Annotated in this window: 11 protein-coding genes and 1 pseudogene; 4 read left to right on the plus strand and 8 right to left on the minus strand. The window is 74.7% G+C overall.

The genetic code is table 11. From position 1 onward, the window contains the following. The 3 genes from K7G60_RS36615 to K7G60_RS36625 form a co-directional block, all read right to left on the minus strand. A partial coding sequence (locus tag K7G60_RS36615; RefSeq protein ID WP_225805287.1) for a hypothetical protein occupies positions 1-1,407 on the minus strand: 1,407 nt, incomplete at its 3' end. Further along, positions 1,404-1,787, minus strand: a complete 384-nt coding sequence (locus K7G60_RS36620) for a hypothetical protein (protein ID WP_225805295.1) — start codon at positions 1,785-1,787, stop codon at positions 1,404-1,406. The genes K7G60_RS36620 and K7G60_RS36615, both read right to left, overlap by 4 nt. Before the next feature lie 168 nt (positions 1,788-1,955). Continuing rightward, positions 1,956-3,404: a penicillin-binding protein 2 gene (locus K7G60_RS36625; RefSeq protein ID WP_225805288.1), complete on the minus strand. Its 1,449-nt coding sequence runs from the start codon at positions 3,402-3,404 to the stop codon at positions 1,956-1,958. Between the two features lie 137 nt (positions 3,405-3,541). Here K7G60_RS36625 and K7G60_RS36630 point away from each other — a divergent pair, with 137 nt between their 5' ends. After that, positions 3,542-4,630, plus strand: coding sequence for a hypothetical protein (locus K7G60_RS36630; protein WP_225805296.1), 1,089 nt, complete (start codon positions 3,542-3,544; stop codon positions 4,628-4,630). Between the two features lie 211 nt (positions 4,631-4,841). On the opposite strand, the gene K7G60_RS36635 is transcribed toward K7G60_RS36630, so the two are convergent. The 3 genes from K7G60_RS36635 to K7G60_RS36645 are packed head-to-tail and all read right to left on the minus strand — an operon-like array spanning position 4,842 to position 7,728. After that, positions 4,842-5,459: a response regulator gene (locus K7G60_RS36635; protein ID WP_374115737.1), complete on the minus strand. Its 618-nt coding sequence runs from the start codon at positions 5,457-5,459 to the stop codon at positions 4,842-4,844. 41 nt (positions 5,460-5,500) lie between these two features. Beyond that, on the minus strand, positions 5,501-6,736 hold the full coding sequence (locus K7G60_RS36640) for a histidine kinase (protein WP_225805290.1): 1,236 nt from the start codon (positions 6,734-6,736) through the stop codon (positions 5,501-5,503). Next, on the minus strand, positions 6,733-7,728 hold the full coding sequence (locus K7G60_RS36645) for a hypothetical protein (protein ID WP_225805291.1): 996 nt from the start codon (positions 7,726-7,728) through the stop codon (positions 6,733-6,735). Before K7G60_RS36645 ends, K7G60_RS36640 begins: the two co-directional genes overlap by 4 nt. 186 nt (positions 7,729-7,914) lie before the next feature. Between K7G60_RS36645 and K7G60_RS36650 the strand changes: the two genes are divergently transcribed. Beyond that, on the plus strand, positions 7,915-8,427 hold the full coding sequence (locus K7G60_RS36650; protein ID WP_225805292.1) for a cupin domain-containing protein: 513 nt from the start codon (positions 7,915-7,917) through the stop codon (positions 8,425-8,427). Here the strand turns inward: K7G60_RS36650 and K7G60_RS36655 are convergent, their stop codons facing one another. After that, positions 8,428-9,198 carry an IclR family transcriptional regulator gene (locus tag K7G60_RS36655; protein ID WP_030691616.1) on the minus strand — a complete coding sequence of 257 codons (771 nt, stop codon included), beginning with the start codon at positions 9,196-9,198 and terminating at the stop codon, positions 8,428-8,430. Between the two features lie 151 nt (positions 9,199-9,349). Here K7G60_RS36655 and K7G60_RS36660 point away from each other — a divergent pair, with 151 nt between their 5' ends. After that, positions 9,350-10,843, plus strand: coding sequence for an aldehyde dehydrogenase (NADP(+)) (locus tag K7G60_RS36660; RefSeq protein ID WP_225805293.1), 1,494 nt, complete (start codon positions 9,350-9,352; stop codon positions 10,841-10,843). Positions 10,844-10,846: 3 nt separating this feature from the next. Here the strand turns inward: K7G60_RS36660 and K7G60_RS36665 are convergent, their stop codons facing one another. Beyond that, positions 10,847-11,161 (minus strand): zinc-binding dehydrogenase, encoded by a 315-nt coding sequence (locus K7G60_RS36665; RefSeq protein ID WP_225805294.1) that lies wholly within the window; start codon positions 11,159-11,161, stop codon positions 10,847-10,849. Positions 11,162-11,270: 109 nt separating this feature from the next. Between K7G60_RS36665 and K7G60_RS36670 the strand changes: the two are divergent. Further along, positions 11,271-11,834: pseudogene (locus K7G60_RS36670) on the plus strand (RNA-guided endonuclease InsQ/TnpB family protein); the annotation flags it as partial.

Raw genomic sequence — 11,834 nt, forward strand, 5'->3', positions numbered from 1 at the left:
CTCCGGGCCGACCGCGGCGAGCGCCTCGGCCGCCCACACGGCGGCGTCGGTCTCCAGGAGGGCGCACAGCTCCGGGACCGCGGGCGCGGCGGCCGGGCCCCAGGGCGTCAGGGACTGGCACAGCGCCCGCGCCTCGTCCACGGACCGGGCGCCCCGCAGCCGGGCACGCAGCGGCGGCAGCAGCACGTGCGCGTGGGTGGCGAGCGGGCCGAGCGTCTCGCTGAGGCCCAGCTCGTGCTCCCACCAGCCCTCGGAGTGGACCGAGAAGTACGCGAAGCCCAGCCGTTCCCCGGCGAGGCGGCGGGCCAGCGGCGCGGCGCAGCGCGGGTCGCCGGTCCGGGAGAGCGCCCACAGGGCGTGGTCCTGCGAGGGCAGGTACGGTTCGCCCTCGTCGCCGGTCATGGCGGCCAGCCGGTCCGCCCACGGCAGGGCGGCGGTCCCGCACATGCCGAGCACCCGGGCGGCGAAGAGCCGGTTGTCGGGTTCGGGGTCGTCGAGCAGTTCCGCCACGGCGGCCAGCAGCAGCGGCACGGCCGAGCGCCGGCGGCTCAGCTCCTCGGCCGCCGCCTCCAGGGTCTCGCGCCGGGTCGACGCGGCCGGGTGGCCGAGGAGCCCGACGAGGTGACCGGCCCGCTCCGCGAGGTCCCCGCCGAGCAGTTTCACCGCCGAGGCGACCCGGTACCCGCCGAGGTCGCCGCCCGCCAGCACCTCGCCCACCACGCGCGCGTGGTCCCCCTCGCCGGACCCGGAGGCCCGCAGGGCGGCCACGGCCCGCAGCCGCTCCCCGGGACCCGCGTCCGGGGCCGTCAGTCCGAGGAGCCGGGCGAGTGTCGGCTCCCGCTCCCGGTCCGCGTGGCCGGCCAGCTCGCCGACCGCGTCCACGAGCGCGCCCAGGACTTCCGGCACGGTCTCCCGGTCGTGCCGCGCCCACAGGGCGAGGAGGGCCCGGTCGGCCCGTCCGCGAGCCTCTCCGAGGGCACCGGCGGCCGCCGTCCGCACCTCCGGCTCGGGATCGTCGAGCAGCGCGGGCAGGCCGGGGACCGCCGCGTCCCAGGCCTCGGCCCAGCCGGGCGCGATCCAGCGGGCCTCGACCCGGTTGCCCTCGGCGGCGACGCAGGCGACCAGATCGATGAGGTCGATCCGTACCGTCGTCGCGACGCCGGGGTCGGCGGCGGCGCGGACGAGGAACGGGAGGGCGGCCACGGCGGCCGACTCGACGCAGCCGCCCTGGTGGTGCACCTTCATGAAGAGCGTGTCGGCCGCGTCGGCGGCGTCGTCCGGCCGGTACAGGGCACGGAGCAGCCCCGGCACGTCCGCCGCGGGTCCGTACGCGTGCCGGTGGGACGCCCAGTCGACGTCGTGGAGTCCGGCGAGCGGGTCGGGCCCGCCCGGGGAGAGGTCGTTCACGCCCGCACCGCCGCCCGCTTCTCGTACCGCAGCGCGACCCCCGTCACCACCGCGCCGAGCCCTTCCCACAGGCCCACGCCGATGAAACCGGCCGGGGCGCGGCCGGTGACGACCGCGAGGGTGAAGACGGCGCAGGTCAGGAGCCGGAAGGGGACCGTCCACCGGAAGAACGGCTTCCAGTCGGCGAGCGCGGCGAGCACGTAGTACACGCCCATGTTGAGCGCGGCCATCGAGGAGGCCGTCAGGAAGACCAGGGTGTGGTCCCCGTCCGCGCGCCCGCCCTCGGGCACCGGCTCGAAGCCCATGACGGTGAGCAGGGCGTCCGGGGCGACCAGGCCCACCACTCCCAGGGCGGCGGCGAGGACGCCGAAGACCGCCATGGTCCAGCCGGACAGGGAACGGGGCAGGCGCACGGCGGTCCTCCGTGGGACGAGAGCAGGGGCACACCCCGCGATCCGTGTCCGCATCCGAGCGCGCATTCGAACCACGGGGCGTGCCCCTGCATATCGTGCGACGGGACCCGACGGCCAATCGGTCCCCGTCCCACGTCACTTCAGCGCCGCCTCCATCGTCTTCCGCGCCACCGGGGCCGCCAGACCGTTGCCGCTGACCTCGGAGCGGGCGGCTCCCGAGTCCTCGATCATCACCGCGACGGCGACCTGCTTCCCGGTCGAGGGGTCCTTCGCGTAGGAGGTGAACCAGGCGTACGGCGTCTTGCTGTTGTTCTCGCCGTGCTGCGCGGTGCCGGTCTTGCCGCCGACCTCGACACCGTCCACGGCCGCGTTGGTGCCGGTGCCCTTCTCCACCACGGTCACCATCGCGCTCCGCAGCTGCTCGGCGGTCGAGGAGGAGACGATCCGCTCGGTGTCCCCGTCCTCGAACGAGGTCAGCGCGTCGCCGTCGGAGTCGACGACCTCCGAGACCATGTGCGGGGCCGCGAGCAGGCCGTCGTTCGCGATCGCGGCCGACACCATGGCCATCTGCAGCGGGGTGGCGGTCACGTCGAACTGGCCGATGCCGGTGAGCGCGGTCTGCGCCTCATCCATGCCGGACGGGTACACGCTCGCGTAGGCGCGGACCGGGACGTCCAGCTCGGCGTCGTCGAAGCCGAACCTGTCCGCCATAGCCTTCACCTTGTCCTGACCCAGGTCGACGGCCATCTTGGCGAAGACGTTGTTGCAGGAGTACCGGAGCGCGGTGCGGATCGTGGCGTTCCGGCAGGGCGCGGAGGCGTTCTCGTTCCTCAGCACGGTCCGGGTGCCCGGCAGGGTGTACGGGTCGGGGCTCTCCGTCGCCGTGTCCACGGAGCCGTACAGACCGTCCTCCAGGGCGGCGGCCGCGACGACCAGCTTGAAGGTGGAGCCGGGCGGGAGCGGCTGCCGGAGGGCGCGGTTCACCAGCGGCTTGTCCTCGTCGGTGGTCAGCTCCTTCCAGACGTCGCCGTCGTTCGTCCCGGAGATCTTCGACGGGTCGTAGGACGGGGTGGAGACCATGGCGAGGATCCGGCCGGTCGCCGGGTCGACGGCGACGGCGGCGCCCTTCTTGCTCCCGAGCGCCCGGTAGGCGGCCTTCTGCACGTCCGGGTCGATCGTGGTGACGACCGTGCCCGGCTCCTGCCGCTTGCGGGTGACGGCCTCCAGGGGGTTCTTCAGCCGGTCGTCGGTGCCGTCGAGCACGTCGGAGTAGATGCCCTCCAGCTGGGTGGCTCCGTAGGCCTGCGAGCTGTAGCCGGTGACCGCCGCGTACAGCTCGCCGTCCGTGTAGGTGCGCTTGTACGCGAGATCCGATCCCTCCGTCCTCTTCGAGCCGGTGACCGGGGAGCCGGCCACGACGATGTTCCCGAGCGGCTGCGCGTACTGCGCGATGGCCTTCCGCCGGTTCTTCGAGTCGTCCGCGAGCGCCTTGCCTTCGTACGCCTGCACCCAGGTGGCCCGCCCGAGCAGGGCGAGCACCAGGAGCAGGACGAAGACCGACGTGTGCCTGATCGTCTTGTTCATCGCACTGGTGGGGACGAACGGACCGGTGGCGGACGTTCCGGACGTGTCCCGTTTCTCAGCGAACCTTCATGTCGGAGCACCGTGTGATCATGTGGGTGTCCCGGGAGGTGCCGGAGACGCACGGGTGGGGAGCGGGCATGGGCGCGGGTGGGGAGCGGGACGGTTCGTCCGTTCCGGACGAGGTGTGGGAGGAGTTCCTGCGGACCTCCGCCGAGGGCGCGGGCGACGCGCCGAAGGAGCCGTCCGCGCGGGCCCGCGAGGCCGCGGGCCGGCTCCGGGCCGGGCCCGCGGAGCCGACGCCGTGGCGCGCGCACACGCCCGGACGTCCGCCGCGACGCGGGAAGGGCTGGTACGTGGCGGGCTTCCTGGCCTCGCTCGTGCTGCTCGTCGTGGCCCTGGACCCGGGCGGCGTCGTCGGCTGGTCCGGCGACGGGGACCCGGCCGGGAAGCCCCTCGCGCAGGAGACGGGACGGCCGGACCAGGCACCTCCCGCCGAGCCCGGCGGACGGGCCACCCTCGCCGAGCCCTTCCGGGGCTCCCCGGCGGTCCGCTGGGCGAACGGCACGGCCGGCATCGCCGTGCCCGCCGCCGAGGCGACCGGATGGATGACGAAGGCGGAGGTGGAGCGCGCGCTCGCGCGGACCCGCGACTTCCTCGCCGCGTCCGGCCTGGACCCGGCGGTGCTGCGCGGCGGACACCCGGAGAAGGCGATCGCCCTGATGAACCCGCACCAGCAGGACGTCAGGACCTTCGTGACGACCGCGCTGCGCGCGCCGGACGAGGACCACGACCCGCTGCTGCTCTTCAGCCGCTTCGACCCCGCGCAGGCGCGCCCGGTCGGGGACGTGGTGAAGACCCGCGGCCGGCTCTCCTACCGGGAGGGGCGGGACGGGGCCCTGGAGGTGACCGCCGACGTCACGTACGTGTACCCGGTCGCGCCGGCCGGCGGCGGCGACGAGGTCGTGCGGGTCATCGTGCGGCGGGAGACGGTGCTGAGCTGGGACGACCCGGCGAAGGTGATCACCGAGGAGGGGGCCTTCAGCCTCCTCTCGTACAAGACCGACATGACCAACGGCGGCTGTGGCGGCGTCACCGGCTATTTCCGGCCGGAGTTCGGCGGGGGAGGGGCGGGGCCCGACGCGAGCGGCGAGACGGTCGACCCGTACGACCGCACGGGCCCGATCACGGAGGGGCGCGACGGCTGCGGGACGGCGACCCGGTCGTGAGCCGGCCGGGGCGCCCTCCTGCCCGCGCTTCCGCCCGTATGGGCGCCGCGCCCGGCTGGGCGGTGCCCCCGCCACCTGCCGTGTGGGCGGTCGTCCCGCTGGGGCAGGGGGACCCCCTTGCCCCGGCGGAACGACCGCCCACAACGGGGGTGGGCGGGGGCGCCGCCCGGCGGAGGGGCTGCCCGCGACGGACGGCCGCCCGCGCCGGCCCTCACCCGGCCCCTACGAACCCCGACTCGTACGCCAGGATCACCGCCTGCGTGCGGTCCCGCGCGCCCAGCTTCGACAGGACCGCCGCCACGTGCGTCTTCACCGTCGCCGGGCCGACGCCCATCCGGTCGGCGATCTCCGCGTTCGTGAGTCCCGTCGCGACCAGGCGCAGCACCTCCGCCTCCCGTTCGGTGAGCCGCGCCACCCACGGCGGCGCCACCGGCGGGCTGCGGCGGGCGTGCTCGGCGGCCAGTCCGCGGACCGCCGCCGGGTAGAGCAGCGAGTCGCTGCGCGCGACCATCCGGACCGCGCTCACCAGTTCCTCCGCCGCCGCCCGCTTCAGCAGGAAGCCCGCCGCGCCCGCGCGCAGCGCGTCGTACACGTAGGAGTCGTTCTCGAAGGTCGTGACCACCACGATCCGCGGCGGCTCCGCCATCCCGGCGAGGATCTGCTCGGTGGCGCGGATCCCGTCGATCTCCGGCATCCGCACGTCCATGAGGACGACGTCCGGCCGTTCCGCCCGCACCACCGAGACCGCCTCGGCGCCCGTGGACGCCTCGCCGACCACCCGGAGGCCGGGCTCCGCGTCCAGGATGACCCGCAGCGCCGTCCGGACCATCCGCTCGTCGTCGGCGAGGACGATCCTGATCTCCGGGGCGTTCACCGGGGGATCCTGACCGCGAGGCGCCACACTCCGCCCGCCGGGCCCGCCGTCGCCGTGCCGCCGAGCAGCCGGGCCCGCTCGGCGACGCCGTGCAGACCGCGTCCGCCGTCGGGCCGGGTGACCGGGGGACGGTCGGGCAGGGGGTTCTCCATCGTGATCTCCAACTCCTCGGTGCGGGCGTCGAGCCGTACGGTGACGGGCACGCCGCCCGCGTGCCGGGCCGCGTTCGTCAGCCCCTCCTGGACGATCCGGTACGCCTCCCGCGACAGCGCCTCGGGTACGGTGCCCAGGGCCCCGTCCACCGTCAGCGCCACCCGCGGCCCCGCGCCCCGCACCAGGGCCTCCAGGGCGTCGAGCCCCGGGCCCACGCCCTCCTCGGCGCCCTCGCCCCGGCGCAGCAGGCCGAGGGCCCGGTCCAGTTCGCCGACCGTGCGCCGGGTGGTCTCCTCGATCGCGGTGAGCGCCTCCCGTACGAACTCCAGGTCGGTCCGGTCGCCGTCCAGGACGCGGCGGGCCGCGCCCGCCTGGAGGGTGACCGCGCTCAGGGCGTGACCGACCGAGTCGTGCAGCTCGCGGGCGAGCCGGTTGCGGGCCTCGGCCTCGGCGGCGCGCCGCTCGGCCGCCGCGAGCCGGTCCGCCGGACTCGGCCCGAGCAGCCGGGGCGCCTGCCGGGCGAGCAGGGCCCCGGTCGCGGCGGCGACGGCGGCGAGCGCGAGCAGCATGAGCAGCCCGGCCGGGACCGCGCCCCAGACCGTCCAGGCCGCGTCCAGGCCCCAGAACCGGCCGAGTTCGGAGCTTCGGAGCGCCGGCGAGAACGGCAGCGCGAGGACCGCGACCGCGAACGGCGGCAGGGCCAGCGTCGCCCCGCTGACGAGCGCCCCGGCGCCCAGGTGCAGGGTGAACCACGCTGCCGTCCGGACCCTGTCCTGTCGGCCGTGCGCCGGGCCGTCCGCGAACCGGTCCGCCGGCACCCCGCACAGCGCCCGCGCCGCCGCCACCGACATCGGCCGGGCGAGCGGGAAGAGCGCGACGGCCGCGGCGAGCGGCAGCCCCACCGCGTACGCCCCGAACTGCACTCCGAGGCCGCCGGTGAACAGGCCGCCGTCGTCGAGCAGGGGCCCCACGACGAGGGAGCCGACCATCCAGAACGGCATGAACAGCGCGCCGCCCAGGATCAGATGGAGCCAGCGCAGCCTGGCCCGCTGCCCGAACAGGGCCGGAAGAGGTCTCACGCCCCGGCGCTCCGCCGCCGCAGGAACAGTGCCACGCACGCGGCGAGCAGGAACCCGGTGATCATGTCGCCAGCGTAGGACAGCTGTACGAGCCCGGGGACCTGCTTGGTCGGATCCGACTCCGGCAGCAGCGCGACGAGCGACATGTAGGCGCCCCAGCAGCCCACGGCGGCCGAGGCCGTCCAGGCCAGGGCGAGCGTGGTGCGGACCCGGAGCCGGGCGGGCCGGCGCAGGACCAGGAAGAGGGTGAAGGCGACGGCGGCGACGACGAAGCCGAACCGCTCGGCCTCCAGGACGTGGAAGTCGGAGTCGCGTTCGGCGATCCGCCGGGCGGACAGGCCCGTGGTCGAGCCGGCCGCCCAGAGCAGGTGCAGCGCGGCGGGTACGAGCGCGACGACCGCGCCGGCCGGGGCCAGCGCCCGCGATCCGGGCCCGGAGGTACGTGCGGACGGCTCGCCGAGCCGGCCCCGCCACAGTCGGCCCCAGCGGTCCCGGGCGTACAGCGCGAAGAGGGTGCCGAGGGCGAGGCCCTGGAGGATGAAGCCGCCGTAGACGACGCCGAAGACCCAGTCGTCCAGGAAGGGTTCGCCGGGCGCGGCTGCCTTCCGGTCGCCGGTGAGGAGGGCGACCGCGAGCTGCGCCGGGTAGCCGGTCACGATCGGCGTGAGCAGCCCGGTCGCCGCCCACATGGGCAGGGCGAGCAGCCAGGCGGGGAACCGCCGGCCCCAGGCCTGGGTGAGCAGCAGGGCGAGGACGACGACGAGGACGTCGGCGACCACCGAGACCGCGTTGGCGATCGCCATCAGCTCCCGGCGCTCCAGGAGCACGCTCCCGGCCGGGATGCCGAGCTCGCCGCCCGCCACCCAGGCGACCTTGAGCGAGATGTACGGGAGGCAGGCGAGGATCGCGGTGGCGCGCAGTGCCCGGCGGACGGCGCCCGGACGGTGGCCGGCGGCGGGCGCGGGGGCGGGAAGGGAAGCGGTCCGTGTCATGGCCCCACGCTCCCGCGCGGACCCCGGTCCCCACCTCCTGCCGAGCGGTGAACCGCCTCCGCCGCACGGGGGAGGAGCCCTCCTCCCGAGGCCTCCGCGGCGACGCCCCGCCGAGGGAATTGGCCCACGTTCTCGATGATCGATTGACCCTGTGACGCGGGTCAATGGCCGCCTAACGTAGTGATCATGAACGAGACCGAGACCTTCGCCCCGCTCCTCACCCGCGCCGCCACCGCCGAGACCACCGCCGACCCGAGCAGCGTGATGACCCTCCTCGCCGACTCCGGCACCACCGGCGGGCAGCTCACCAGCTACCGGTCGACGTTCGCGAAGGGCGCGGTCGGCGCCCCGGCGCACTTCCACACCAAGGCCTCGGAGATGTTCTTCGTGCTCGGCGGCTCGCTCCAGGTCCTGGTCGGCGAGGAGCTGACCGTCCTGGAGCAGGGCGACTTCCTCCTCGTCCCGCCGGGCACCCCGCACGCCTTCGCGGCGGCGCCCGGCGCCGAGGCCGACGTCCTCTTCGTCTTCACGCCCGGCATGGCCCGCTTCGACTACCTGCGCCTGCTCGGCCGCGTCATGCGGGGCGAGGCGAGCTTCGAGGAGATCAAGGCCTCCTCGGAGCGGTACGACAACCACTACGTCGAGAGCCCGGTCTGGCAGCGGGCCCTCGCCGAGCGCGGCCGAACCGCCGGGGCGTGATCAGAGGCGGCGGGTCGCCAGCGTCAGCCGGTCCCGCGCGTCGAACAGCGCGTCCTTGATCATCTGCTCGTGGGCCGGGGTGAGCCGCGCCACCGGCACCGAGCAGCTGATCGCGTCCCGCGCCGGGGTCCGGTAGGGGATCGCGACGCCGAAGCAGCGCAGGCCCAGGGTGTTCTCCTCGCGGTCCACCGAGTAGCCCTGCTCGCGGATGACGTGCAGCTCCTCGATGAGCTTCTCGCGGTCGGTGATCGTGTGTTCGGTCAGCGCCGGGAGCGTCTCCGGGAGCAGCTTGCGCACCTGCTCGTCGCTGTGGGTGGCGAGCAGCGCCTTGCCCAGCGAGGTCGAGTGCGCGGGCAGTCGGCGGCCGACCCGGGTGAACGGCCGCAGGTAGTGCTGGGACTGGCGGGTCGCCAGGTAGACGACGTTGGTGCCGTCGAGCCGCGCCAGGTGGATGGTCTCGGTGGTGTCGTCGGAGAGCCGGTCGAGGGTGGGCCGGGAGGCGGCCACCACCTCGTCGCCGTCGATGTACGAGGTGCCGACGAGCAGCGCCCGCACCCCGATCCCGTACCGCGTGCCCGTCGCGTCCGTCTCCACCCAGCCCAGCTCGACCAGGGTGCGCAGCAGCATGTACAGGCTGGACTTGGGGTAGCCGACGGCCTCCTGGACGGCGGCGAGCGAGTGCATGCCGGGGCGTCCCGCGAAGTACTCGAGCAGCTCCACGGTCCGCACCGCGGACTTCACCTGTGCCCCACCCGCGTCGGCAGTCGCCATGGCCCTCGCCCCTTTTCCGTCGTCCGGCCGCCCCCGGCCGCCCCCGGCCGAACGGGGCCCCTTGTGGAGACGGCCGGGCCGTCAATAGAGTCCCGCCCAGATGCGTTCATCTACGGGAACTGTGTTCAGAATAGCGAACAGGGGCGTGGCGGTGGCGGCAGAACCAGTGTGGAGTGTGGACCCCCGGACGGGGAAGCCGCGCGAGCAGGTTGCGGTGGAGGCCACAGCCGAGGAGGTCGACCGCGCCGTCAGGACCGCGCACGCCACCCGCGGGGCCCTCGCCGACCGCACCGTACGGGCCGCCTTCCTCCGTGCCGCCGCCGACCTCCTCGACGGCTCCGGCGAGCACGTCGTCGAGGCGGCCGACGCCGAGACCGCCCTCGGACCCGTCCGCCTCACCGGCGAACTCGCCCGCACCACAGCCCAGTTGCGCGCCTTCGCGGACGTCGTCGAGGACGGCTGGTTCCTCGACGTCCGCATCGACCCGCCCGACCCCGAGGCCACCCCGCCCCGGCCCGACCTGCGCCGCTGGAAGATCCCGCTCGGCGTCGTCGCCGTCTACGCCGCCAGCAACTTCCCGCTCGCCTTCTCCGTCCCCGGCGGTGACACCGCGAGCGCCCTCGCGGCCGGCTGCCCCGTGGTGGTCAAGGCCCACCCCGACCACCCCGCCACCTCCGAGCTCTGCGCCTCCCTGCTGCGCCGGGCCGCCGCCAAGGCCGGACTCCCCGAGGACGTCGTCGTCCTCGTCCACGGCTTCGACGCGGGCGTGGAACTCGTCCGCCACCCGCTCGTCGCGGCGGCCGGCTTCACCGGCTCGATCCGCGGCGGCCGGGCCCTCTTCGACGCGGCCGTCACCCGGCCCGTCCCCATCCCCTTCCACGGCGAACTCGGCTCCCTCAACCCGGTCGTGGTCACCGAGGCCGCCGCCGCCGAGCGCGCCGAGGAGATCGGCGCCGGACTCGCCGGCTCCATGACCCTGGGCGCCGGCCAGTTCTGCACCAAGCCCGGCTTCGTCCTCGCCCCCCGGGGAGAGGACGGCGACCGCTTCCTGGACGCCCTCACCGCCGCCGTCAGCGAGACCGAGCCGGCCGTCATGCTCGACCGCCGGATGCGGGACGCCTTCGTCGCCGGCGTCGCCGAGCGCGCCGCCCTCGCCGGCGTCGACACCCCGGTCACTCCCGGCGCGGGCGGCGCCCACACCGTCAGCGCCGGAGTCCTCGCCGTCGACGCCGCCGCGCTCGCCGACGGCGGCCACCGCCTCCTCCTGGAGGAGTGCTTCGGACCGGTCACCGTCGTCGCCCGCTACTCCACCCGGGAGGAGGTGACCGCCGTCCTCGGCCTGCTGCCCGGCAACCTCACCGCCACGCTGCACATCGCCGAGGACGACGAGGCGGCCGCCCCGCTGCTCGCCGAGCTCACGCCGCTGGCCGGCCGCGTCCTCGTCAACGGCTGGCCCACCGGCGTCGCCGTCGCCCCCGCCCAGCACCACGGCGGCCCCTACCCGGCCACCACCTCCACCTCCACCTCGGTCGGGGCGACCGCGATCGAGCGCTGGCTGCGCCCGGTCACCTACCAGTCGACCCCCGACCACCTCCTGCCGCCGGAGCTCCGCGACGGCAACCCGCTGGGAGTGCCGAGGCGCTGACCGTCAGTGCTCCACGCGCACCACGATCTTCCCGAGGTGCGTGTTCGACTCCATCAGCCGGTGGGCGTCGGCGATCCGCTCCAGACCGTCGAAGGTCTCGGCGATCGCCGGCGCCAGGGAGCCGTCCCGCAGCCCCGAGCCGATGAACCCGGCCGCGCGCCGGCGCCCCTCCTCCGTCGGGCCAGAGCCCCGTTCGCGTACGTGTGCGTGGTCAGCGGCCAGTTCCGCGACAGCTCGGTGGGCCGGGGCCGAGCCAGCCGTAGAGTCTTCGGCGGTGGTCAGACGTCGCTCCCATTGCCGGCGGCATGTCAGTTTCATGTGCTTCCAGTGACACCTGCGGGACGGGGCGTGAGGGGGACCGTGTGATGAACCATCGCATGAATGTTCCGGTGCCGGGACGAAGGTCGAAGGTCGTACGTTGATCGGCATGCAGCTCCGGTACTCGTTTCGCGTGTACCCGAATGGTCCGCAGCGAGAGGCGCTGGCGAGGGCGTTCGGGTGTGCGCGGGTGGTCTTCAACGACGCCTGCGGGCTCGTGAGACGGCTCGCGCCGAGGGGCTGGCCTCCCCGAAGGTCGGGGAGTTGTCGAAGCTACTGGTCACCGAGGCGAAGAAGACCCCCGAGCGCGCCTGGCTCGGAGAGGTGTCCGCCGTCGTTCTTCAGCAGTCGCTGCGGGACCTGGAGATCGCCTACCGGCACTTCTTCGACGGGCTGAAGGGCAGGCGGCCTCGCTTGGGTCCGCCCCGGTTCAAGTCCCGTAAGGACGGCCGACAGGCTGTGCGCTTCACCGCGAATGCGAAGTGGAAGATCACTCCGGGCGGTGATCTGTCGTTGCCGAAGATCGGGGACGTGCGGGTCAAGTGGTCGCGTCCGCTTCCGTCGGTGCCGTCGACGGTGACGGTGGTCAAGGACGCGGCCGGCAGGTACTTCGTGTCCTTCGTCGTCGAGACCGATCCGGCCCCGCTGCCCGAGACCGAATCCGTGGTCGGCG

The sequence above is a fragment of the Streptomyces sp. NK15101 genome (genome assembly GCF_020400725.1).
Taxonomy (GTDB): domain Bacteria; phylum Actinomycetota; class Actinomycetes; order Streptomycetales; family Streptomycetaceae; genus Streptomyces.